27 protein-coding genes and 6 pseudogenes are annotated in these 24957 nt (G+C 25.2%); 10 read left to right on the plus strand and 23 right to left on the minus strand.

The window, feature by feature from the left end:
• Window position 1: 1 nt before the first annotated feature.
• The 3 genes and pseudogenes from NL276_RS01205 (at window position 2) to NL276_RS01215 (ending at window position 1542) form a co-directional block, all read left to right on the plus strand.
• Window positions 2-907: pseudogene (locus NL276_RS01205) on the plus strand (recombinase RecT).
• Window positions 901-1362, plus strand: coding sequence for a hypothetical protein (locus tag NL276_RS01210; protein WP_253301646.1), 462 nt, complete (start codon window positions 901-903; stop codon window positions 1360-1362). Before NL276_RS01205 ends, NL276_RS01210 begins: the two are co-directional and overlap by 7 nt.
• 3 nt (window positions 1363-1365) lie before the next feature.
• A complete protein-coding gene (locus tag NL276_RS01215; protein ID WP_253301647.1) occupies window positions 1366-1542 on the plus strand; it encodes a hypothetical protein in 177 nt (58 codons plus the stop codon).
• Between the two features lie 25 nt (window positions 1543-1567).
• On the opposite strand, the gene NL276_RS01220 is transcribed toward NL276_RS01215, so the two are convergent.
• The 4 genes from NL276_RS01220 to NL276_RS01235 form a co-directional block, all read right to left on the minus strand.
• Complete coding sequence (locus NL276_RS01220) at window positions 1568-1903, minus strand: hypothetical protein (RefSeq protein ID WP_253301648.1); 336 nt, start codon at window positions 1901-1903, stop codon at window positions 1568-1570.
• Window positions 1904-1977: 74 nt separating this feature from the next.
• Window positions 1978-2628, minus strand: coding sequence for a hypothetical protein (locus NL276_RS01225; RefSeq protein ID WP_253301649.1), 651 nt, complete (start codon window positions 2626-2628; stop codon window positions 1978-1980).
• Window positions 2629-2644: 16 nt separating this feature from the next.
• A complete protein-coding gene (locus tag NL276_RS01230) occupies window positions 2645-3613 on the minus strand; it encodes a hypothetical protein (protein ID WP_253301650.1) in 969 nt (322 codons plus the stop codon).
• Window positions 3603-4313 (minus strand): hypothetical protein, encoded by a 711-nt coding sequence (locus NL276_RS01235; RefSeq protein WP_253301651.1) that lies wholly within the window; start codon window positions 4311-4313, stop codon window positions 3603-3605. Before NL276_RS01235 ends, NL276_RS01230 begins: the two co-directional genes overlap by 11 nt.
• Window positions 4314-4434: 121 nt before the next feature.
• Between NL276_RS01235 and NL276_RS01240 the strand changes: the two are divergent.
• The 3 pseudogenes from NL276_RS01240 to NL276_RS01250 all read left to right on the plus strand — a co-directional run.
• Window positions 4435-5214: pseudogene (locus NL276_RS01240) on the plus strand (IS30 family transposase); the annotation flags it as partial.
• Window positions 5215-5458: 244 nt separating this feature from the next.
• Window positions 5459-7655, plus strand: a pseudogene (locus NL276_RS01245) (spiroplasma phage ORF1-like family protein).
• Between the two features lie 561 nt (window positions 7656-8216).
• A pseudogene (locus NL276_RS01250) lies at window positions 8217-9190 on the plus strand (IS30 family transposase).
• Window positions 9191-9381: 191 nt separating this feature from the next.
• On the opposite strand, the gene NL276_RS01255 reads toward NL276_RS01250, so the two are convergent.
• Window positions 9382-9717: a hypothetical protein gene (locus NL276_RS01255; RefSeq protein WP_253301652.1), complete on the minus strand. Its 336-nt coding sequence runs from the start codon at window positions 9715-9717 to the stop codon at window positions 9382-9384.
• Window positions 9718-9944: 227 nt separating this feature from the next.
• Between NL276_RS01255 and NL276_RS05310 the strand changes: the two are divergent.
• Window positions 9945-10925, plus strand: a pseudogene (locus NL276_RS05310) (IS30 family transposase).
• A 295-nt stretch (window positions 10926-11220) separates the two neighbouring features.
• Here NL276_RS05310 and NL276_RS04960 read toward each other — a convergent pair.
• Window positions 11221-11352 carry a hypothetical protein gene (locus NL276_RS04960; protein ID WP_256468774.1) on the minus strand — a complete coding sequence of 44 codons (132 nt, stop codon included), beginning with the start codon at window positions 11350-11352 and terminating at the stop codon, window positions 11221-11223.
• A 213-nt stretch (window positions 11353-11565) separates the two neighbouring features.
• Between NL276_RS04960 and NL276_RS01265 the strand changes: the two are divergent.
• The 3 genes and pseudogenes from NL276_RS01265 to NL276_RS01275 all read left to right on the plus strand — a co-directional run bounded on the left by NL276_RS01265 (window position 11566) and on the right by NL276_RS01275 (window position 13252).
• Window positions 11566-11980, plus strand: a pseudogene (locus NL276_RS01265) (HIT family protein).
• A gap of 94 nt (window positions 11981-12074) precedes the next feature.
• Window positions 12075-12593, plus strand: a complete 519-nt coding sequence (locus NL276_RS01270; RefSeq protein WP_253301653.1) for a hypothetical protein — start codon at window positions 12075-12077, stop codon at window positions 12591-12593.
• A gap of 38 nt (window positions 12594-12631) precedes the next feature.
• Window positions 12632-13252, plus strand: coding sequence for an IS3 family transposase (locus NL276_RS01275; protein ID WP_253301654.1), 621 nt, complete (start codon window positions 12632-12634; stop codon window positions 13250-13252).
• A 27-nt stretch (window positions 13253-13279) separates the two neighbouring features.
• Here the strand turns inward: NL276_RS01275 and tpx are convergent, their stop codons facing one another.
• The 17 genes from tpx to rplM form a co-directional block, all read right to left on the minus strand.
• On the minus strand, window positions 13280-13780 hold the full coding sequence (gene tpx, locus NL276_RS01280) for a thiol peroxidase (protein ID WP_253301655.1): 501 nt from the start codon (window positions 13778-13780) through the stop codon (window positions 13280-13282).
• The gene (locus NL276_RS01285) at window positions 13767-14390 is read right to left on the minus strand and encodes a 4Fe-4S single cluster domain-containing protein (protein WP_253301656.1); all 624 of its coding nucleotides are present in this window, start codon (window positions 14388-14390) and stop codon (window positions 13767-13769) included. Before NL276_RS01285 ends, tpx begins: the two co-directional genes overlap by 14 nt.
• A gap of 3 nt (window positions 14391-14393) precedes the next feature.
• On the minus strand, window positions 14394-16214 hold the full coding sequence (locus NL276_RS01290; RefSeq protein ID WP_253301657.1) for an AAA family ATPase: 1821 nt from the start codon (window positions 16212-16214) through the stop codon (window positions 14394-14396).
• 234 nt (window positions 16215-16448) lie between these two features.
• Window positions 16449-17540 (minus strand): hypothetical protein, encoded by a 1092-nt coding sequence (locus NL276_RS01295; RefSeq protein WP_253301658.1) that lies wholly within the window; start codon window positions 17538-17540, stop codon window positions 16449-16451.
• Window positions 17541-17545: 5 nt separating this feature from the next.
• Window positions 17546-19921 (minus strand): hypothetical protein, encoded by a 2376-nt coding sequence (locus NL276_RS01300; protein ID WP_253301659.1) that lies wholly within the window; start codon window positions 19919-19921, stop codon window positions 17546-17548.
• A 16-nt stretch (window positions 19922-19937) separates the two neighbouring features.
• On the minus strand, window positions 19938-20723 hold the full coding sequence (locus tag NL276_RS01305) for an AAA domain-containing protein (RefSeq protein WP_253301660.1): 786 nt from the start codon (window positions 20721-20723) through the stop codon (window positions 19938-19940).
• The gene (locus NL276_RS01310) at window positions 20716-20916 is read right to left on the minus strand and encodes a DEAD/DEAH box helicase family protein (RefSeq protein ID WP_253301661.1); all 201 of its coding nucleotides are present in this window, start codon (window positions 20914-20916) and stop codon (window positions 20716-20718) included. Before NL276_RS01310 ends, NL276_RS01305 begins: the two co-directional genes overlap by 8 nt.
• Window positions 20901-21344 (minus strand): hypothetical protein, encoded by a 444-nt coding sequence (locus tag NL276_RS01315; RefSeq protein WP_253301662.1) that lies wholly within the window; start codon window positions 21342-21344, stop codon window positions 20901-20903. Before NL276_RS01315 ends, NL276_RS01310 begins: the two co-directional genes overlap by 16 nt.
• A gap of 102 nt (window positions 21345-21446) precedes the next feature.
• Entirely contained in the window at window positions 21447-21599 is a 153-nt protein-coding gene (locus NL276_RS01320) for a hypothetical protein (RefSeq protein WP_253301663.1), read from the minus strand.
• Window positions 21600-21690: 91 nt separating this feature from the next.
• Window positions 21691-21999, minus strand: coding sequence for a hypothetical protein (locus NL276_RS01325; protein ID WP_253301664.1), 309 nt, complete (start codon window positions 21997-21999; stop codon window positions 21691-21693).
• A gap of 13 nt (window positions 22000-22012) precedes the next feature.
• Window positions 22013-22288 (minus strand): hypothetical protein, encoded by a 276-nt coding sequence (locus NL276_RS01330; RefSeq protein ID WP_253301665.1) that lies wholly within the window; start codon window positions 22286-22288, stop codon window positions 22013-22015.
• Window positions 22233-22346 (minus strand): DEAD/DEAH box helicase family protein, encoded by a 114-nt coding sequence (locus NL276_RS05070; RefSeq protein ID WP_253301666.1) that lies wholly within the window; start codon window positions 22344-22346, stop codon window positions 22233-22235. Before NL276_RS05070 ends, NL276_RS01330 begins: the two co-directional genes overlap by 56 nt.
• Before the next feature lie 33 nt (window positions 22347-22379).
• Window positions 22380-22667: a hypothetical protein gene (locus tag NL276_RS01340; RefSeq protein WP_253301667.1), complete on the minus strand. Its 288-nt coding sequence runs from the start codon at window positions 22665-22667 to the stop codon at window positions 22380-22382.
• Window positions 22589-22771 (minus strand): hypothetical protein, encoded by a 183-nt coding sequence (locus tag NL276_RS01345; protein ID WP_253301668.1) that lies wholly within the window; start codon window positions 22769-22771, stop codon window positions 22589-22591. Before NL276_RS01345 ends, NL276_RS01340 begins: the two co-directional genes overlap by 79 nt.
• 152 nt (window positions 22772-22923) lie before the next feature.
• A complete protein-coding gene (locus NL276_RS01350) occupies window positions 22924-23829 on the minus strand; it encodes a hypothetical protein (protein WP_253301669.1) in 906 nt (301 codons plus the stop codon).
• 101 nt (window positions 23830-23930) lie between these two features.
• Entirely contained in the window at window positions 23931-24332 is a 402-nt protein-coding gene (rpsI, locus tag NL276_RS01355) for a 30S ribosomal protein S9 (protein ID WP_253301670.1), read from the minus strand.
• An 11-nt stretch (window positions 24333-24343) separates the two neighbouring features.
• Window positions 24344-24784, minus strand: a complete 441-nt coding sequence (rplM, locus tag NL276_RS01360; RefSeq protein ID WP_253301671.1) for a 50S ribosomal protein L13 — start codon at window positions 24782-24784, stop codon at window positions 24344-24346.
• Window positions 24785-24957: the final 173 nt, after the last annotated feature.

The raw sequence follows: 24957 nt of genomic DNA on the forward strand, positions 1-24957 counted from the left end.
TATGGCAAATATTGTTGAATTTTTAAGAACAGATAAAGCAACAGAATGAATAAAAAGTAAATTTTCAAATGAAAATGAAATTGCAAGATTTAAAAGTAATATAGTTGCAATATCAAATAGTAATGAATTATTACAAAAAGCAGACCCAAAAACTATTATGACCGCTTGTTATCAAGGGGTTTTATTAAATTTACCAATGGAAAAACAATTCGGTTATGCTTATGTCGTTCCATATAATACTAAAATAACAAGAATTATTAATGGTCGTGAAGTGCAAGAATGAATTAATCAAGCTCAATTTCAAATGGGTTATAAAGGTTATATTCAATTAGCACAAAGAAGCTGTCAATATTTAGATATTTCAGTATCAGATGTTAGAACTGGTTAATTAGTAAATTATGATAGATTAAAAGGTACTACTTTTAATTGAATACAAGATGAAGATGAAAGAGAAAAATTACCAATTATAGGTTATGTATCTTATTTTAAAATGGTTAATGGTTTTGAAAAAACATTATATATGACCAAAGAACAAATGGAAAATCATTTTATGAAATATTCTAAAACTTATGCTAAAAATAAATCATTTTATATTGCTAGTTTTGATGAAATGGCTCTTAAAACGGTATTAACTAGTTTATTGCGAAAATGAGGTATTATGTCAGTCGAATTACAACAAGCTTATAAATCAGACCAAGCAGTTATTACAACTAATGATGAAAAGATTTATATTGATAATGATAGTAATATAAGCATAAATAAGGGCCAAATTAGTAATGAAAATATATCAAATAATAATTTATCCGAACCAAGTGAAGAAGTGACAGATAATAATGTAGTAAAAGAAGAAGACATATCAAATGTAGTATCAATAGTTAATAATAATGAAGAATGAACCGCTTGATAAGAATAGGGATTGATCCATCAGGAACTGGTACTACTGCTATTGTTTTGTATTCAAATAATAAACTAATAGATAAAATGGAGTATAAACATTATGATTGAATTAAACAAACGGATAATATTTTATATGAGTTAAAACAAGATACAATTATTAACATTGAAGATTGTTTATATACATCTGCTAACGCTAGTAAGGATAGGGATGATTTATTAAAAGTAATTGGAGCAGTTAAATACAATATAAAAAAAGTAAACAATATTAATTGAGTATCACCAAAACATACTAAATCAGTTGTTAAAAATATGGAAAATTTGAGCAAGTATAATGATAGTTGCGTATGAAAATTTGATAAAGATATTAATTTAACTTATCAATATGGTAAAGGTTGAAAATATAATAACAAAAAAATAAGTAATCATTTACGAGATGCGATTATTATTGCTAATTATGAGAGTTAATTTATGAAAGAAGCATATAATCAAAAAACAGGAAAATATTATTCTTGAAAAATTCGAAATGTTAATATTTACTTAAATAAAAGTGAAGAACAAGCTTGAAATGAATTAAAATTTAATACTTATTCACAACGAATAGAACATCTTATCAACTTTTATATAACACACAATAAAGAAAAATAAAAAATAACCAATTAAGGTTATTTTTTTAAATACTATTTGTTAGTTTTTGAATAGCATCTTTTTGTGCTTGTTTTTTGTCATTTACTTTAACTTGTTTTTTAACATTTTTAATTTGACCTGTTTTTAATGCTAATTCTGTTGCATATTCAGGCCCTCGTAAATGTTTTTCGTGGGCAATAACAGCAGTTCTTAATTCTCTAATTTCTGCTTTATATTTTTTAATTTTTTTAGCAGATAATCCTAGAATACCAAGACTACCCATTCCACCTGCACCCGCTAACACAAGTAAAGTAATCATTAATGTATCATTAAACATTGTTTTAATTCCTTTCTTATTCTTACTCAAACAGTGGCCATCCATTTTTTCAGAACAAAATAATTTATTAAATTAAACTATATAACCACCCAAAAATATCAACCCCCCCTATATATAGTCTATTTTAGATTTAATTCTTTGTTATTTTCATTTTGTATATTTTTTAATTTTTCTTCTTGTTTTTTAGTATATTCATCTTGCATATTTTTAAATATCTCTTCTGTTATACCATCTAAATTATTTCATTGTTTTGCTATTCTTGGCTGAATAACTCGCGGATTAATCCGACAATCCAAACAATGTCTTAAATGGTCTTTTTTTCATTTTGATTTATCAATTCAAATAATAATTAAAGAAATTATTAAAGTAATTAAAGGTAATATTGTAAATACTAATCCTACTTTAGAAATTTTTAATCGTGGAATATCAATTTTCATATCTACTTTTGGTTTACTACTAGCAACAAATATGCCTTGAATTCCATGCGTAAATAATGGTGTTAATAATATTGCAATGCCATTACCTCAATATTGACCATAATTATATCAATCAATATCACCTTTAATTGCATCAATCATGCCATATTCTAATCAAGAATTTAATGCTAAAAATATTAATGTATAAAAACCAACAACCAAACTACGAATTTTATATTTTCTTTCTCATTCTCTAATATCTTTATGAGTTCAATTATAAGTTGGAATAGGATCTTTTTTAAATCAATTTCAAGGTAAGGCACCTTTAAATCAAGTTGTTTTATCTTGTTTCATTAATTAAAACTCCTTTCTAACTTACTTTTTTTCTTTCAATGTGTAAACCAGTAATTGTTCCATCTGTCCCGCCTGTGCGTATATCAATAATTCCTTCATCGTCTAATTCTACACGATGAGAAAAAGCATTTTCTAAATCAAATGACCCAACAGTTATTTTTCCCTTAAAATTTTTGTATGTTGATAAATAATAATGATTTTGATTACTTGTTTTAATTCAAATATTGTATTTATAATTTTCTTTGTCTCAATTTTGTATTTCATAATCAAACCTTGTATTATCTAAATCACTAGTATCAACAATTTCTCAATCATTTATATTAATTTTAATATACTCAGTATAATCAATTTTAGAAAAGTCGTTAATAGTGGGATAACTTACATTTATAGAGTTATCTGTTTGTAATCGTTCTTTTAATCAAAATAATAATGTTGGATAAAAAGTTTTTTTACTAATATGTTTATATTCTTCTTCTCATGAATGAGTATAATTATCTAAACCATAATTATAAGGTCTAGATACTGTTTTACTAGATATAATATCAATTATTTCACCTGCTAATTTTAAAGCATTTTTAACATCAAGAGTAATATTCTCATTTGCTTCAGGGTCATTAGTTTGTGAATAAGCAACTCCACCTTGTGAAAATGAAGCACTACCAGTTAAATCATTAACTCCTTTTGGTAAATATCAATTCATAACTGCTAATAAACAAGCAGATTGAATATAACTTAATCATTTATCATATTCAATTAAACCAGTATTATCTTTTTTTACTCAGGGAAATAAATCTTTTTTATTAATTTTATCAGATATTGTTCCACCCGATAATCGATCCATTCATAAACTAGTTTTTAAAATAGCATTGTAAATTAAATTATCATTATAAGCAGATTGTTTACGATCATTAATGGGTTGTCAAAGTTTACTTTCTTTAACATCTTCAACTGTTATAAATAACAAATTACTTAAATTATTTTCCATATAAAACACCTCTTAATTGATTACGATATTTATTTTTTAAATTATTTGGTTTATAACTATTAACCTTTCTTTTGATTTTATTAATTGCTTTAATATATTTATTAACCTGATAAAATTTATTTTTAACTGGTGTTTTATATAAATTCTTAATATTTTTAACATCAGCAATTCGCTCTTTATATCATTTTTTATTATTAATTTCACCAGCAAAATTAAAATTAAAATGTCCAATCTTTAAATTGTTAATAAAATTTTTAATTTGTTGTAGTTTTTGAACTGTTGGTAATGTTAATTTAATATTTCCTTTTGGATATTTTTCTTTTAATGCTTGTGGTAATCTTTTTTTAATATAATCTCTTAAATGACTAGGTAATCATTTTCTTAATCAATAACGCCAAAACAATGTTCCAGCATTAGATACTGCATTACTTAATAATTTTCAAACTTCAACTGGAACACTAGGATAAACATAAGGCCCATAAAACTTAGGATGTTTTGCTGTTTTTGTATATATTAAAATAGTTAAATTACCTGTTAAAGTTAATTTATTTGTTATATTAAACATACCACTATCAAGTCAACTACTATTTAAAGGTTGTCAATTAGTATTTAGATAATTTTCTTTTTTAAATTGTTCTCTATTTTTAATATTATTTTCTTTTTTGTTTATAATTGTATATTGTAAATGCAAATGCAACATTTTATGAACTGTGTAAAATCAAGCTTTTTAAATTTTTAAAGATTTATTATAAAAATAAGTTTAAAAATAAGGAGTTTTAATCTAAATAATAAGGTGTTGCATTTGGTTTACAATATACAATTATAAACAAAAAAGAAAAAAATGTATTAAAAAACTGCCCACATTTACAGACGAACAACAAGAATTTTTAAATTTACGATTTAATATTCTTTACGATTCACCAGCAGAAATTATTCAACGATTTTTAATAAAGTTTGGTGTCAAATTTCCTGCTTGTCTTAAAACATTTTATAAATGAATTTATTTAGGTCTTTTGGGTTTGTTAAAGAAAAATTTATTAAATGGTGGCAGAAGAAATAGAACAAAGAAAAGATCTGATAATCGTGGAAAATTAGATGAAAGATTTGGGTCAATTTGAGATATTGAAAATAAACAATCTAATGTTGGTTGATTTGAAATGGATGCGGTAGTTGGCAAAGACCATCAATCTAGTTGTTTGGTTTTGGCAGAAAAATCAAGTAAAAAATACTTTGCTATGAAATTAGAAGAACATACTGCTAATGAAGTTTTAGAAAAACTTGAACATATAGTTAGAATTAATGGTTTAGTTGGAAAAATTAAAGGAATAATAACTGATAGAGGAAAAGAATTTAGTAAATTTAAAGAAATGGAAAATATTACTGGTTCTAATATTTATTTTTGTGATCCAGGTTCACCAAAACAAAAACCATTAATTGAAAGAATGAATCGTGAATTTAGAAAACGATATATTAAAGGAACAGATTTTAATAATGTTACGCAACAAGAAATAGATTGAGTAGTTAATGTTATGAATGAAAAATTAAGACCTTGTTTGAATTGAAGAACAGCTAAAGAAGTATTTTTAGAGAATTTTAGATAAATTTATTTGAAAAATTTAATAAATTATTTTTCAGTGTGTTTAAATATGCTTAAAATAGATTAAATTTACAAATAATTTAATTTTTTTAAAAAAATAGTTGCATTTATTTTAAATGATGTTATTATAAGATTAACAAGAAACAGACTTTGCTACTTGAATTTACACAATACAATTTATGGTTATTTATTTAATCAAATTATCAAATTAATAAAAGAAAATAAAAAAGATAAGGTGGTAGAGCATAATGCGTAAGTCATTAACTTTATTTGCCATATCTATTTTAGGTATTTTAGGTTTAATTATTCCTTTTATTACTTTAACAGCATTTAAACCATTACATCAGCAAAATTATACTGTTAATCAAAAAACAACAGGAATGAATGAAACTGATTTTATTAATACAATGTTTTTACGCAGTAGTTTCTTTGAAAATTGGTCAGAAAAAAATTACTTTATTAATCCAACTCTAAAAACATCACAAACATTAACTTATAATGATAAATGATATTTAGACTTTTTAAAGGATAGTTATTCAACGGGAATTTCATTTGATAAGCCTAGTGATGAGTTTATGGATTTATATAAAAATTGAGATACTTATGCTAAACAATATAACATTGATAAATTTTATGATGTAGATAAAAAACAATTTTTAAAAGAATTAACTAATTTTTCTTATTCTTTTGCAAAGTATTTTAATATTGTTGAAGTTATCAATAAATTAGAAAAAAGTATAAATAATTTACAGTTAATTACAATGTTTAATGAATTTTGAATACAAATTCCTAGAACACAAGCACCTAATAAGGAATTTTTAACAGCAACTAATAAATGATATTTTTATGGAGAAAAAAGAAATAATAAATATATACTTACAAAATTTTATTTTAATGATGATTTTATTAAAAATGAAAATTTATTATGACAACATTTAAAAAATGATTCAGATTTTATTTTAAATTATAATTTAGTATATCGTTGAGATGGAAATGGTTAACCTCAAATACCTGATGTTGATAATAATGGCAAATTAAAATATTTTTCAGAATACTAAGAAAATGTTCGTTCTTTTTTGCTTAAATATATTGATATTATTGTACAATAAAATATTCGAGTTCAGCAAGGTGGTAATCCAAATTATGATGACCCAAATTTAGGTAGTCAAAGAATAATATTTGATTTTGAAATTATTAATAATTTAGATAAATCTAGTACTGGTACTATTTTAACTAAAAAATCAATTTATCGAATGATTTTAACAATTGATGAAAAGAAAAATATTGTTGCAGGTAGTTTAGAGTTAACACATCTCAAACAATATTGAAATGGTACTAATTATAATAATTATCGGTATACTGATGATTTAGCTTTTTTATTTTCTTTTATGAAAGAAAAAGAAACTACATTTAATTTTAGTGCCGAAACATATAATTATTACCCGGGTAATACTCCCAATACTGGTAAAAGTATATTTGAACAAATGAAAGGACAAATTGATATTAATAAATTTTTAAAAGCTTTTTTTGCATACGCTTTAGTTCCAGTATTCCAAAATCGTAGTAATTTTATTGAAAGTGGTTATATTGATAATTTACAATATGATACTGTTTTAATTAATTTTTTTGGTTTAAAATTAGCTAATTTTAGAGATGTTTTAGTTGATGAAAATAAAACTAATGAAAATCAATTTGAAAAACTATTAAATAGTATGTTTACGGTTTCCCAAAACTTTCATAAAGATTATTTACGTACTATTTTTGATTTATAAAATGATACTTATGTACAAGGATATAATAAAAAATATGGTTTATTAGCAAATAATGGTTTTAAAATTTATCCCCGTTACTTTTATTTTTCTGATAAATACAATCAGTTAGATATTAAATTATATTCAGCATTTAAAAATCGGTTTTATAACACCAATTATGGTAATGTATTTAATTATGATTTTTCAGTTGCAAATGATTATAATATTAGTCAAAATGAGGGTTATGTTTTTGAAGGTGCTTTAAAAGATAAATACGGTTTAAAATACAAAAAAATTGAAGAACAAAAAATCGGTTATAATGTTTTGAATTACAAGCCCAAAAAGAAAATGATATGTATCGTTATTATGATTTCAATTTTGGTATTTATAATTGACAAGAAATAAATAACGGTGGATTATTTCCTGATGGGGCAATATGACAAGCACAATATGAAAGTTGTAGTTGATATAATTTAGCATGTCATATACGAAATGCGGCAATTTGAGTTGTGAATAATATACCTGGTGTAAAAAAAGTCAATGAATTAGCAAGTGGAGTTGGTAAAATTTTTCAAACAATATATAGTTTTTTTGATCAGACATTTGAAGTTTGAAAATTTAGCCCAGCATTATATAGCACAATAACAAATATATTTTTATTAATTATTTTATGAAATTTGTGCGATTAATTTAAAAAAGGACTTGTTAGTCCCTTTTATTCTTTTCAATTTGTAATTTTACCAGTACTTTTATCAACATCAGGTATTTGAGGTTCACCATTTCCATCTCAACGATATACTAAATTATAATTTCAAATAAAATCTGAATCATTTTTTAAATGTTGTCATCAAGTGTTTTCATTTTTAATAAAATCATCATTAAAATAAAATTTTGTTGTTATATAATTATTTTCATATTTATTTATATAAAAATATCATTTATTAGTTGCTGTTAAAAATTTCTTATTAGGTGCTTGTGTTCTAGGAATATTAGATCATTTGCTATTTTCTGGTGGTTGCTGAGGTTTATTGGGTTTTGGTTTACTATTATCTTACTTATTATCATTAGTACAAGCTATTAAACTTGTTGTACTTAATCCGATTACTCCTAATATACTTAGTCATTTTTTCATTTCAGCTTATTCCTTCCTTTATTAAAATTATTTGAATGATATAATTAATTTTATCATATATTAATCATGTATTAAATAATTTTAATATTAAATTTATAAATTAATGAAAGGTATATAAATGTTATGTATGGTCATTTAAGTTTTATTGATAAGGTTAAATTGGAAAAATTAATATTATCAAAATTATTCTTAAAAAATAATGGTGAAATAAATATTGCACATATTGCTAAATGTTTAAACAGACATTGTAGTACTATTTTGCGAGAAATTAATCGTTTTAAAACCATCAATGAATATAGTGCTTATAAGTCAGATAAAATGTATTATGAAAAAAGAAAAAAGAATAATAAAAGATATAAGTTTACAAAAGAACAATTAAATTTTATTAATATAATATTTAATGTTTATCGTGATTCTCCATCACAACTTATTCATCGTTATTTTCTAAAGTTTGGTATTAAATTTCCTGTTTGTGTTAAAACATTGTATAAATGAATTCGTTTGGGTTTTTATGGTTTTTTAAAACAGAATTTACGTCATCGTGGTAAAAAATATAAAACAAAAGGAAAATTTGATAATCGTGGTAAATTAGATGATAAATTTAAGTCAATATGAGATATTAAAAATAAAGAATCTAATGTTAATTGATTTGAAATGGATACGGTTGTTGGAAAAGACCATCAATCTGCTGTTTTAGTATTAGTTGAACAAAATAGTAAAAATTATTTTGCAATGAAATTAGAAAAAAATAATTCAAGTGAAGTTTTAGAAAAACTTGAACATATAGTTAGAATTAATGGTTTAGTTGGAAAAATTAAAGGAATAATAACAGATAGAGGAAAAGAATTTAGTAAGTTTGAAGAAATGGAAAAGATTACTGGTTCTAATATTTATTATTGTGACCCTGGTAAACCACAAACAAAAACCATTAATTGAATATATGAATTCTGACTTAGAGAATGATATCCTAAGGAACTGATTTTAATAATGTTAGTCAACAAAAAATAAATTGAGTATTTAATGTTATAAATGAAAAATTAAGGCCTGTTCTTCAATTAAGAACAGCAAAAGAGGTATTTTTAGAGAATTTTAGATAAGTTTATTTGAAGTAATTTAATAAATTATTTTTTAGTGTGCTTAATTTTCCTTAAAATAAAATAAAAACTATAAATATTTTGATTTTTAAAAATTTATAATTTATTTTTTATGATTTTTATTGTATTATTTGACTAACTAAGGTTTGTTGCATTTCATTTTACACAATTCCTCTTTAATATCATTTTGTAAATTAATAATAATTGGTTGTTTGATTATTAATATTTTGCTCTTGTTCTTGTTTTGCATATTTAACATTAAAAGTTTTATTTCAATAAGTTTTAACTCCATCATGTGTTTTAACCATAGCTTTAATTAATTCAGACTCAATTTTATCAACTTGCTTTTCAATTAATGGAACTATCTTTTCATTCTTATAAGAATCATGTCTTCATCTTGCTGAAGGGTTTAATTTATTGAATAAATCATTCAAAGTATATAAATTCATTTGGTTCTTATTTTCTCAAAATTCATCAATTTTTTTATAAATTGTACTTAAACTTGCCTTTTTTGGATTAAATTCTTTCATTTTTTATACTCCTTTTTTCGTCACCATCATACCATCATCTTTACAAAAATAAAAAAATACTTTTTCAAGTCTTCTATTTCGTAAATTTCTAAAACAAGTATGGGAGTCTGGAAAATCCATAATTGCATAGAATTACACCACCATTTTAACATTATCAAATTAAATGTCAATAATTTCTATTTTTTTAATTTTATTGTATAAATAAAAATACGAAAGGAATTATTGACATGAAAAAGTTTAAGCATTTAAGTATTAATGAAAGAATAATTTTAAAAGAATTATTAGAATCACCAAAATTTAAGAAAAAATAATGGATCAATTAATTTATCAAAAATTGCTATATTTATGGATCGTAGTAAAAATACTATTAGCTATGAACTTAAATTTTATAAACATATAAAAAGATATCACCCTAAAAAAGCCTATGAGCGATACCTAATAAATCGTAGAAATTGTAAAAAACATATAGTTCTTACTGTTGATCAAATTAAATGATTAAATCAAAATTTTAACCATTTACATTATACACCCGAAATAATTTGTAAACTATATAAAATTGAATTTTACAATAAATTCCCAATGTGCTTTAAAACATTATATAACTATATTTATTTAGGATTATTTAATCTTAATAAAAAAATCTATATTTTCATGGTAAAAGAAGAAAAATAAAAAAGTCATTAGATAATCGTGGTAAGATTAGTAATTATAAAACTATTGCAGAATCTAAACATCAAAAAAATATTTTTGGTTGATTTCAAATGGATTGTATTGTGGGAGCAGATCATAAATCAGCTTGTTTAACATTAACAGAAGAAGCTACTAAATTTACGATTTGTAAAAAATTAAAAGAGCAAACAGCAACAGAAGTTATAGATACTTTAAAATCAATATTTAAAAATCGATTACTTAAAAAATGCATTAAAGGTATTATAACTGATCAAGGTAAAGAATTTAGTGAGTGAAAAGAAATAGAAAAAATAACTAATTCTAATCTTTATTTTTGTGATCCTGCTACTCCAACTCAAAAAACGATTGTAGAACGAATAAATATAGATATTAGGCATTGATTACCAAAAGGGACTGATTTTAATAAAGTTAGTCAAAATAGGATTAATTGAATTATGAAAGTAATTAATACTAAGTTTAGAAAATGCCTTGATTGAAAAACATCACAAGAATTATTTTTACAAAATATTATTAAGTAATTTATTAAAATAACTTAATAAATCCTTTTTAGTGTGTCAAAATATGCTAAAATAATCTCAAATTAAAAAAAATAACTAAAAATAGTTGAAACTTTATTTTAAAGTGTTATTATTTTAATAATAAGGGTCTGGAATGTCCTATTTGCATTTACAATCTTCATTTTAAAATAAAAAAAGCAAACTATTTTGCTTTTATAAAATATTTAATTAGTCTTCATATTTTTCATTTCAAACTTTTTTTACAGATGTTAGTAAATCTTCAAAGTAGGCCGCTTGTTCTAAATCATTATGTTCATTACTTTTTTTGTTGGCTAATTTGATGTTTTAAAACTTCAAGATATGCATAAATATCTTCCCCTAACATGCGGTATCTCCCAACAATTTCCCCAGCTTCATCATGAGCTGTTTTTGCGCGATTATTTTCCATTATAATCATCTCCTCTAATTCTGGTTGCTACATAAATATATTATACCACAAAACTCAAGGAAGTATTAGATAACTTATAATTTTTAATTATAACAGGAAAAAATAAAATTATAAAGAAAATTAAAAATTTTTAAATATTTGTTTTTCTAGACCTCTAATTCTAATTCCTCCCATAAGTTTGTTATAATTATTTTATAAGGAGCTGATGTAAAAATGAACAAAAGTGATTGCATCTTTTGTAAAATTATTGCCCAAGAAATTCCAAGTAAAAAATTTATGAAAATGATCTTGTTTACGCTTTTTTAGATTTATTTCCAAGCAGTGATGGTCATACTTTAATAATTCCAAAAAAACACTTGAGTATTATAGTGAGACAGATTATGAACATTTAGCAGCTGTTGCAAAAGCTGGAAAAATGGTTGCCCAAAAAATGTATCAAGCTTTACACCCCATTGGAATTAATTATGTTAGTAATGAAAAAAGTGAAGCTTTCCAACAAGTTTTTCATTATCATCTTCATATTATCCCGAAATATAAAAAGGAAGAAGGTTATGGTTTTAAACTAAACGTTAATAAAGAAAAAATACGTGACCTTGATGAGATCAAAGAACTTTTAACCTTAAAATAAAAAAGTATTTTATTGAACATATAAAATAAAATTGACAGAAAAAAGAGAGTTAAAATTTCTGTTATATAATTTTATTGAAAGGATGTTATTTTTTATGGCAAAACAATGAAATAAAGATGAAAAAATTGAAATATTAGAATTTTCTAAACAAAATGGAGTGAGAAGTTCTGCAGAAAAATATAATGTAGCAAAGTCAACTATTCAAAGATGACGCGATGAGGCTGAAGAAAATGTTGATAATTTAGAGTGAGGCCGTGGCTTGCAAAAAATTCAGCATTCAAAACGTAGAATGAAAGCATCAAAAGTTATGACTGATGATGTGACTAAAATGTCGCGCTTTGAATTAGAAGAAATTGCAAAGCTCCATCTTGCACTAAAAAAGTATGAAGCGAAGACTATTAAAGATAAGTTCTTCACCATTAATAATTTATCAACAGATTATTCTGTTGATTTTTTATGCCGAAAATTAAAAGTTACTAGACAAGGATATTATTTATGAATAAAAAATGGAATGCCTAAGTATAAAAATTATAATATTAAATTTGCCAATACAATATTAGAATTATTTAATAAATTTAAAGGTATCTACGGATATCCAATGCTGAGTATTTAAAAAACATAAAACTTAACAAATGAGTTGTTTATAGATACATGAAAATTTTAAAAATTAAATCTATTAAACGTAAAATTAAGCCAAGTTATTTAAAATCTGGACCATTAAGGTTTCCAAATATTTTAAACAGAAATTTTGTTGCAACTAAACCTAATCAAAAATGAGTAACTGATGTTACATATTTACCAATAAAAAATAAAATGTTATATTTATCAATTGTAAGAGATTTATTTAATGGTGAAATTTTAGATTGAAAATTATCTAATAATCTAAATAGCAATTTGTGCTACAAAAATTTAGTTTCAGCTTGAAATTATTCAGGAAAACCAAAAAATGTAATAATTCATAGTGATCAGGGTAGCTCATATACTTCACCAATGTGGAAGGATTTATGTGAAAGTATGCACATTGTCATTTCTATGTCTCGAAGAGGAAATTCACCAGATAATGGGGCATGTGAAACTTGATTTAGTTCATTTAAAAAAGAATGCATATATTTATATCAACGAAATGAACTAAATTTAAATAATATTTATGAAATTGTTTCGAACTATATTGATTTTTATAACTTTGTAAGGCCAAGAATATCGCAAAGAAAAACTCCTTTCGAACAACGAATGGAGTTTTTTAATAAAAAAATCTTTTTTTCTGTCAATTAAAATTGACATCTTCATATTAATACTTTTTTATTTTTTACTACTTAAAAAATCATACACTGCTTGATAATTTGGCTCATTACCAATTGGACTAACAACTTCAAGATATTCAACGATATTATCTTCATTTAAAATAATTACAGCTCGTGGTAAAATTTGTGAATCAGTAAAAACTAATCCTGATTTTGCCCCAAAGTCTCGATAATTATAATCCGAAATTAAGAAATGTGCTTCATCTTTAAACGATTCACAACATCTTTCTTGAGCAAATGGTAAATCTCTTGAAATCATAATTAAACGAACATTATTATAATCCTTCATACTTTCATTAAACTTAACTGTTTGTGTATAACAAACACTAGTATCAATACTTGGAATTGACGAAATAACTTTATAGTTTGTTCTAACATCATCGATATGAAAATCACTCATATCACCATTTGTTGCTCTAAATTTTAATTTATCCCCAACTTTAATAATATCTTGTTTAATATGTGAAAACACATCACCATCTAGTTTAAATGCTCCCATCTTTTTTGTCCTCCTCTTTTTTTAAAATCGTTTCTTCATTGTTGACGAGGTGTGCACCATCGCCGTTAATAATCATACTATTATTTTTAGTAACAGTAAATTCAGCTTCAATAATATTTTGTTCAAAATAATCATTGTCTTGATAAATACCACTTAGTTTAATTACCCGTTGATTGGTTGAACCAATTAAACGCCGTTTTTTATCTAGTTTTTCAATAATAAATGGCCCATCAATTAAAATATCGATTTTAGCTAAAATTGCCGGGTGTTTTTCTTGTAATAGTTCGTATAAAAAGCCAGAAAAAACAATTACTGTTAAATTGTTTGCTTGACACAACGTTACTAATTCCAATAATGCCCGTGGTTGAATAAACGGTTCGCCTCCCAAAATAGTAATTCCTTCAATTTGAAAGCGCTCTTGCGCATCCTTAATTGCTTTAAAAAGTTCACTAACTTCCATCACATTACGATTAATTAACGGAATCATTTCTTGGTTACTACATCCTTTACAATTAATAATACATCCTTGCATTCATAAGGCGAAACGGTTCCCCGGGCCTTCAATTGTTGTAAAAGAAACAAACCGATTAAAATTAATTAAATTACTCATTATTTATTTTAAGCTATATTCAATTTGATGACCATTAGCTTGTGCCAAAATTGTTTGACCCGCTTTAAAACTAGTTTGATTAACAAATATAAAGGAGCTTAACCCATCAACAATATGTTTTTCAATACTATTTAACAAGTCACGTCCCCCCTTTTTATCATCAGCATCTTGAATAATAATTGGTAAAATTTGTTCCAACTGAATAAACTCTAATTTCACCTTATATTTTTCTCATACCGCCACTTGAATTGGCCGTAATTTCTGTGTGATTAATTTTGCTTTAAAATTAATATCCTTAATAAAATTAAACGGAATAATATTATTCCCAATTCGCCCTAATAACTCTGGACGTCTTAATTCGGTGCGAAAATGGTCAGAAACCTTTTGAATAAATTGCTTTTCAATCTCTGAAAATTCTAAACTATCATCAACTTCACTAGCACCAATATTTGAAGTAAAGATAATAAAAGAATCAGAAAAACTAACAGTTTGTCCCTTATTATCTGTTAAGCGCCCATCTTCTAAAATTTGTAAAAACTTATCTAAAATTCGTGGGTGTGCTTTTTCAATTTCATCAAATAATAAAACACTAAAAGGTTTCTCTTTAATTGCATTAGTTAATTGCCCACCTTCTTCATAACCAACATAACCTGGCGGTGCTCCAATTAATTTTTGATCACTAGCTTCCTGATTATATTCTGACATATCAAAGCGAATACAATTTTTTTCATCACCAAATAGAAATTTTGCTAATGATTTTGCCAATTCAGTTTTCCCAACCCCCGTTGGACCAACAAAAAATAATGTTCCCTTAGGCTTTGTTCGTTTTGAAGAATATTGAACGCCAGACAACCCCGTAAAGGCTTTATAAACAACATTTTTCACTTTGACAATTGCGTGGTCTTGACCAATAACCCGTTTTTTTAACTCTGTTTCAATTGTTGCTAATTTTTCATAATTCATTTCTTCTCATGGTGAAACCTTATCACCATATTGATAAGAATTTAATAATTTTTCAAACGGTAATCGTTCATCAATATTGTTTGAGAATTTAATTAATTGATAAACTTCTTTCAAAGTTCATCCCTCCATAGTATCATAAATATCTTGTAATTTTAGAATATCTGTACTTAAATCTTCCGTAATCTTAAAAAAGTTCTTATTAGTTAAAATAAATTTCTCACGTTCTTCGCGATTTGGTTTTGTTAAAGTAATTGTTGTGACATCTGGATTATTTAAATAAAATGATGTTGGTAACTTTCCAACACTATTGGTAATAAAAATAATTGCAGTATCAAAATCAACTATTTCTGATTGATCAAATTTTTTATCGCGAAAAGCTTTACTTAAAGAGATTAAGTTAACACGTTCCTCTTCAATCAATGCTTGTTCATTTGAAAATAAATAATCTGAAAAATCAGCAACAAAAGCAACTTTTTTAGGACTTGGTGTTAACATATTTCGACGAACAATGGCAAAAAATTCTGCTAAAGTTGGAAACTGTCCAGTTGGACCATTATCTTGGTTATTAGCATTATTAATTACTTCTTGACCAAAATCATAAGCTTCCCCTTCTTTGCTTTTTTGTTGTGGTTCAGATGTTAGAGCTAAGTTTTTAATATTTCCACCAGTTAATCCATCAATTCGATCTCAAGTAAAAATGTCATTAAAACCTTTCTCCTTTAATAAACCACGTAATTTATCTTTTAAACCGACATAACCGTTATTTATTTGATAAATATCATTAACGTTTCCTTCAAGAATAACACAACGTTTAATCCCAATTTGGTTCTTTAATTTGTCTAAATTACTTTTAACACTCATTTATTTGCTCCCTCTAATCATTACTTTGATTATAATTTTTTTAAAATAAAATTAGGAATTAATCCTAAAAATAATTAATCTCACTATAAGTTATTATACTATTTATTTCCCGTAAATTATTTTTAAAATGCCATTCTCCTTATTTCTAAAAAATATTCTAACAGTAAATATCTAAAATAAAATGGACGCATAAAGAACAAGTTTATGTATCCATTTTTCTTGGCATATTTAATATTATTTCTTTTTTATTTTATGATCAATTTGCACTTTTGCTTGATTCATAATTTTATCAGGATTTAAATATGTTTTTTTTATTTCTTTTGATAATGATACATCATACATCGATAAATCATTAACAAATGGTTGTTCATCAACATCATGGGCATGCCCTTCATAACCTTCAAATTTGTAAGTAAACCGTCCATCAAGATATACTTTAAAAATTGCTTCTTCTCCCGTTACTTTTTTAGCATAAACAAGGACAAGACTATCATCGTTTTCCTTCGTAATTCGAATATCATTACTATCAACAATAAAACCACGTTTTTGAATTGCTTGTAAAATTGCGGCGATTGCATGTTTTCGAGCTGATTCATCTAATTGTTGACTAATAATTTTATTTTGTAAAGCCAATGCTTTTTGATTCAAAACATCCGAATCATTAACACCAGTTTGGTTAAATTCTTCTAGTACCGGTGCTAACTCAGCATTAATAAATTTATCGTAGCCAATTTGGGCTTTAAAACTATTTAAATATTGATTTTTCATAAATTCTGCCGAAGCACGATAGTTATTAATTTCATCTTGCACAAGATCTGAAATTGTATTTGGGTCTAAATTAACAAGCTGGTTTTTATTTGTTTTGAAAAAATTAATAATAAAAGCTTTTGTAATATTATCATCAAACATCCCCAATAGTTCTTGTTCTAATGTTTGATAATTTAAATTAGTACGATTTTTCAAATTTATTAATCGTTGTTTTGTTTCATCCTCAATAACTTTTAATTTTAACACTTCAATTTTTTGTTGAATTTCTGCTAAACGCAATGTTTTTTGTTCTAAGAAAAAATTAACTTGTTTTGCTAATTCTAACTCAACATGCTTAACCTTTTGCAGTTCTGCAACTAACGGATTAGTTTCTAAATCAATTAGAATTTGATTTAATTCTTGTAAATATGTTTCAATTGCTTGGCAATTTAGTCCACTAGCATCAATACTTTTTAGTTGCTTTAATAATAATTGTAAGTTTTCTTTAACAAAATTAATATTTAAACTTAATCTTTCAATTTTTTTTTGATAATTATACATTACCTGTTCAACGCTCATACTCATTAGTTTAACACCTCTTCTATTTCTTGCTGTAGTTTTTTTAATGCCTCACGATTTTTATTATCGTTTTGTTCATCACGAGCTTTTTCACAATATAAATATAGTCGTAATTCATGATATATTCTCATCATTTCTTTTTGCTTGTTTTTATCAAAAAGTTCTTTACAAACAAATAATTTTTCATTAATTCCTTTCAAGCGTTGGTCTTTTGCTTTTAAAATAGCAGTAATTTTTTCTTCCATTATATTTATCAAATATAACGCGGCTTTATCAAAATAATAAAAATCAAGGTATTCCTGAAATTTAGGTTCCGAATTAAACATTTCTTTAAACTTAATAGCTTTGTAGGTAATTTCTAATTGTGACAAGGACCATAATAATTGAATGGTTAAATCATCGCCATAGTTAATATTTTTAAAACGTTCACTAATAGTTGTAATCTTAGCTCAAATATCTTGCCAATGACGCTGCAATCTACTTGTTTCCCGTTTTTTCATTTCATTAAAATACTTTAGATACTCTTCAGCATAACCATACAGATTAACCAATAAAGTAATATTCTTACTTAAATTTATTGTAGTGACTTCTTCAAATAATTCACGATGTAAATTATCATTATTAAGAGCAAAAAGAAATTTGGTTAAAATAGCGAATAAATTTTGATTTCAAATTTTTTCTACAATTGTTGAACTTGCAACATTAGTTAATTCTAATAATTGTTTTAATGTCACATCATCTTGATTATAAAGTTCTTGTAACATACTTAAAACTTCTTTACTTGCTAACAAATCATTGTTTGTTAAAACTTGATATCCTTTAACAATATGCTGTTGATCTTTTGCTTGTTGTTTCATTGCAGTAATTAAAAGCATATGCATCTTTGTAAAATAATTTGGTTTTAAAATAAAATTAGTTAAAATTTGTTCACATTTATATAAAATTGAAATCTTATTTTGAAAATCATTTGCAATAATCCCTTTTAAAATATTATCAAAAGCATTTTCATTTTGATTAAAAAGGTCAATTAAATAACAATAAATAAAAAGATTATTAACCTTATTACTATGAATTGTTTCATAAATATTTTCTTGCTCATTTTTTAACAAGGTTTCTAAACTTTGTAAAATTTTTTTAAATAAAAGTTTACTATGATCTGGTAAAAACTTTTGTGCTGTAATAATTTGCCGGTTTAACATTATTAATTCAGTTGACTGTAACACATAGTCTTCTGTCTCATTTTTATCATTAAGAAATAATGTTAAGAAATAATCATGAATTGGTAAGATGGTTTTATCTAAGTAAAAAATTGGAATTGAACCGGTTAAATCACTTATTTCAGTACTATGCTCAGCATTAACAAAAATAATACAATGAACATTATTATCAAAATAATATTTGTGATTTAAAACGGCCTTTGGATTAACACTTGTTGCATTAATAATTAAAATTCGAGGATTTATTAATGTTGAAGTAATATGACGAGGATCTTGTTGATAATCACTTTCTAATGTATTTGTTGCAATCTTTTGAATATTTAAATTAAAATCCGATGTTAAATCCTTTGTCATTGTTGTCAAAAAATAATCTAAAATTTTTGTTCGTAAATTAACATTATTTTCAATAACGTTTTGCAAGTTTTTATCATTGATAACTTGCATTTTAATATCTTTAAAAGTAGTTAAAGTTAACACTAATTCCTTTGCTTCATAAACATCAGTTAATAATTTATTAATTTGCTCATTGTTATGCTTAATTTCCTGTTGTTTCTTTCGAATTGAAGTAAATGTTGTATCATCACTAAACATATTATATTTATTAGGAGTAGTTTTATAATCTTCTAAAAACTTAAATAAATCACCACCAGTAAAACTTGGTTCATGTTCTGGGAAAATAGTTAAATCATTATTATTAATTTTTTCCGTTAGCATAAAATGTTCATTATTAATATATCGTTGGTTAGTAAAAATATCAAACAGAAAATCAATTGTTGCCTTACGATTATTATTTTTACTTAACAAGTAACCCTTCTCTAGGGCTTGTAATGCTTCTTTGGAAATATAAAAAATCCCAATTGCTCGATCAATTCATTCTTGCTCAGCATAACTATTAGCCAAATAATTTAATGACCCTTGCGAATTAATTTCAATCGTGTTTTCCTTTTCAATTAAATACTTTAAACATTCAGCGTAAATTTTAAGGTTAAAAATCTGCAATTCTTCTTGTAAAATATTGGCCAAGGACTTTTCTTTATTCGGATAATTAGCAATAGCATTTAAAATTACATACTGAAAAAAATCTGGTCTCTTCGGAGTTTGATAACCAACAACTGTTGTTAATTTTTTTCAGTTTTTATAGACCTTAACTATTCCTAATTTCATTTTCTACCTCTAACTTCTATGATAACAAATCTTTTGCATATCAAATAAGACCATAATTATTAATAATTCGCAAAATTTCATAATATGCTTTAATTGTTGTTGTAACATTTGGATTAATAACCGTTGGAATCTCAACATCAATATTAGCAAAGAAATTAACTGCCCCAATAATAATTAACATATTCTTTGCTCGGGAAAAAGCAACATTTAACCGCTCATATTTTTTAATAAATTCTTTATTAGCATTAAGTTGTCTTTGCGGATGACGAACAATATTCACAATAACAATTTCTGTTTCTCGTCCTTGATAATCATCAACAGTTGAAACTTCAACTTTAATATTTTTAAATTTTAAATTACTAATAGTTTTCCGTAATTTTTTTACATGTAATCCATAAAAACTAATAACCGCCACTTTGGGTTGTTTTTCTAATTTAGTGGTTAAATTATTATATCCTAGTTCAATTAACTGAAGCGCTTTAATCGTTAAATTAATTTCTAATCAATTAAAAAGACTGGTACTACCACTTTCGCCTTGTTCATAAACAAAATTTTGATTTTCATCTTTTGTTGAATCAATTCAATAAATTGCTTTCTCACTATCGAAAATTTTTAACCCCTTGTCGTTTTCAACTGTAACATAATGCTGTTTTTCATTATTTTGATTTATTTCGTCTCCTAGCTGCAATTGATTTTCATAAAAAACATTAACAATCCGCATAATGTCTTCATGACTACGATATTGATTAATTAAAATCTCTTTAACTGAATCATCACATTTCGAAATAATCTTTTTAAACATTAGTCACTAGCTCTAAAAAATCATTATAACTATGATTTTCGTTATAAATATCATTAACTAAAGCAACATATTCTTCGCGATATGGCATGATTGGTGGTAACTGACGATAATCACCCACTAGAACGACGGCTTTAACATAAACTAATGGCATAAAGATTTCCATTGGTGTTAATTTACTTACCTCATCAATCACAACAACATCGAACCAAATTTTTTAATATCAATATCAGCAATATTGTAATCCTGTAAAACCTTATTTTTACTTTGGGAATATGATTGATTTGAAGTTGCTGTCATTGCAACAACATTAACACCATCTTGTAAAAATTGATTGGCATAGTTAACGGTATCACGTTCCATTGCGGGGGTAAAACGATCGTTTTGAATTCCTTCTTGGTTTAAGAAATCAGCAATATTGTAATTTTTATCTAAGAAAGTAATCATATTATTAACAAAATTACCCTTTGTTGCTTTTTCATTAATAATAGTCTTCATATCATGATCAATGCTATTAATAACCTTATCAATTTCATTAATTGTTGCCGTGATATCTTTTACAACTAAATTTAAGTTAAAAACATGATTAATACTATTAACAATATTTTCAATCTCAATTTTCAAAGTATTAATTCGGTTATTTAATGCTGCAATGTCACTTTCTAAATATGATATTTCTCGCTCATTTTATTAACATCAATTTGATTTATTAATTTTTCGTTATCATTAATTTGTTTTTCCATATTGACCTTTTAACTTTAAAAGGTCTTTTTTAAATTCTCATTGCAAATTTTGATAAACAACATTTCTTGTTTTAACGAAAGTTGTTGTTTTAATTCTAAAATTTCATTTTGGGCCACTTGAAGTTTTTCAATTCATGCATCATCACGAAATGCTTGACTAACATTCTTTAATTCTGTTAATTCTTGTTCTTTTTTTACTAATAATGGATTGACAGGTCCCGATTCTGTTATAATTGTTGATAGGTATTTGTTAAAGAATATGATTCATCAAATTGAAAACCTAGTTTTTCTTGAATTAAAGTTCCAAAATACTTATTAAATAATTCAACTAAATCTGTTGTTGAAGTAATAATCCCTTCTCAATTTAAGTTGCCTAAAAACTCTATTGCATTATCAATATTATTAATGTCAACTTTTAATCTTCGGTTATCCTTTTGATATTCCAATTTTTGATTACCCAGCATTTCTTGTTCTGCAACTAACTCATTTATCTTTTGTGTTCAAGTATTATAATATTTGATTTCCTGTTCAAACATCTTCGCACGAGCTTTAAGACCTTTGTAACTCTTTTTTTTGATTTTCATAATCATAGTCAATTGCATTCCATTTTGTTAAGTACTGACGCATTAAATGAGAATAAATAAAGCGATAATTATTAAAAATTAATTTATCCGGATTAAAATCATTAAAACGATTTTTTTTTCGAACTTCTTCGCCGGTTAACCGTAATGGTACTAACATTGGCGTCTTATATAATCTCGTTAAAACATTATCAATCGCAGTATGATTTTGAGAGATATCAAAACTTTTTTCCAAGTTTAGCATATTGATAAACTAATTCAGCAATAAACTCTGTTTTCCCTGTTCCTGGTGGCCCTTGCAATAAGAAAAATATCTTGCGAATTAAGGGCTTTAACTAATGCCTTTTTTGATTTAAATTCAAATTAGTAGAAGCAAAATGTAGTTGTTCTAACGTTATTAAATGATGTTGTGATTTTAATTTAACATCTTCAATATTAAAAATATAGTTAATTAAATAAGGGTTAGCAACATCATTTTTACTAATTTTATCTAAAATTACACTACTACGACGAATTAAAGTTGAATCTCCTTTTCCAATATAAGTTAAATAACCATACTGGGAATAATGTTTGTTATTTCTTTTAATGAAATATCATCATCATTTTTTATTTCATAAAAGCAACTAATGATTTGATACTTGCTTAAATGGTCAACAGCTAATTTAATTGTTTCTGAATCAATTTCTTTTTCTTTTGTAATATGATTTTCAATCATATACAATTTCATTAATTCTTTATAACATTAAGATTAGGATTTTGATGTTCTTTTGTTGTTGTAATATTAAAAACCAAATCATAGATATAGTTCCATCTTGGGCATAACTATCACTAAAATTAAAAGTAAATAAGGTTAATGGTGTTTCTTTTTGATATGTTCGATTAATCTGTAATCCGGGCAATACTTAAATTATTTAATCCTTTTAACATTAACACAAGATATTTATTAAAATCCTCTAAAATTAGTTCTAACTCAATAACAATAACTTCCTCAAAAGAAGGATTAATTTTAATGTTTTTATTGGCAAAATGCATTTTGTTAACATATCAAAAATTATGAGCCAAAAAACGCGCATCATGAAACGATTCTAAGGTCGTAACTGTTTTTGGAATTTTTATATATTCTGTTAATTTCCGTGTTAAATATAAACATGAATTATTACGTTTATATTCTAAATTCTGACTTTGAAATTGAAGATATTGTAATCAACGTTCTTTTTCTTTCGAAAAAGATGAAATCAAAAACTTCATATTAGCAAAAACATTTGAATCAAAAATAGTTCGTAGTTTTGCTTCATTAATCCGAAAATTATCCGCTATTTCTAAAACAACAGTAGTTGCCATTGTTTCAAATTCTTGTTTCTCTTTTTCCATTGCTGTTAAAAAGATGTTTTTAACATTAACAATGCCAATTTGTGGATCAATATCACCAAGGATTGTTAATGATAAATTTGGATCTAAAATATCATCAAAGCCCGTAATTGATTTAAAACGAATTAAAATATCATACAACTCTTTTGTTTCTCCTTTTTTATCTTTTTTAATCTTTGCTTGATCATTAATTAAACTAACAAAAAAATCAGCAATATAAATATCTTTTTTTAAAAAAAGGTCTAATCCATTCACTGTTGTAATATTCTTTAAGCGTAGATTCTTAACATCATCATCAGTAAATTTACTTTTCGCATTTGTTAAAAAGTATAAATTTAATAATAAATTTTTACCATTAAATTTATCTCCTTGAATTGTAAATTCTGTTAACGCCATTAATACACCCCTCTTATTCATATATAATTATACTAAACTTATATTAGATAACAATAAAAGCCACCAAAAACAATAAAAATAAAAAAGAGAATATTTTTGCAATATTCTCTTGATAAAAATACCTATCTTTTTGAGTATTGTGGTGCTCTTCTTGCTCCATGTAACCCGTATTTTTTGCGTTCTTTAATACGAGCATCACGAGTTAGCATCCCCGCATGTCTTAATAAGGTTTTATAATCTTGTGAAGCTTCAATTAGTGCTCTTGCGATTCCTAATCTTGTTGCTCCCGCTTGCCCAGTAAAACCACCACCAGATACTTTAACACGAATATCAAATTCTGATTTTACACCAGTAATTTCTAAAGGTTGTTCCAAATCCTGCACTAATGTTGCATATGGGAAAAATTCTAATGCTGGTTTCCCATTTACAACGACATTTCCTTTACCAGGAGTCAATACAACTTTGGAAACAGAAGATTTTCTTCTTCCTGTCCCACGATAAATAACTTCTTGTTTTTTTGCCATACTTGCTCCTTTTATTTATTAGTTAATTCTAACTTAATTGGTTGTTGTGCCTCGTGTGGATGTTCATTACCAGCATAAACAAATAAATTACGAAATAATTTACTTCCTAATTTATTTTTTGGTAACATTCCTTTAATTGCGTGTTCAACTGGATAAATTGGTTTTTTAACTAGCATATCTTTTGCTGTTGTTCGTTTTAACCCACCTGGATGTTGTGAATGATGATAATAAATTTTACCCTTTAATTTGTTTCCTGAAAAATTAACTTTATCAGCATTAAGAATAATAACATTATCACCACAATCAACATGTTGCGTATACGCTGGTTTATTTTTTCCTCTTAATATCATTGCGACTTTACTTGCTAAACGTCCTAAAACTAGATCCTGAGCATCAATAACATATCATTTCTTTTCAACTTTAGCTAAATTAAAGATAGTAGTTTGTCTCATGCCACTGCCTCCTAACATTATTCCGTACCGGGGTTCAATGCATAAAGCATTAATATTATAACTAAAAAGAGCGCGATAAGCAACAATTTAAATCAATATTTCCAAATTAATTATTATGCTAAATGTCAGTTTGAATAAATTGGAAAATCATGCAGAAGGGTATTTACCTCTTT

This window comes from Spiroplasma endosymbiont of Phyllotreta cruciferae (assembly GCF_918697755.1).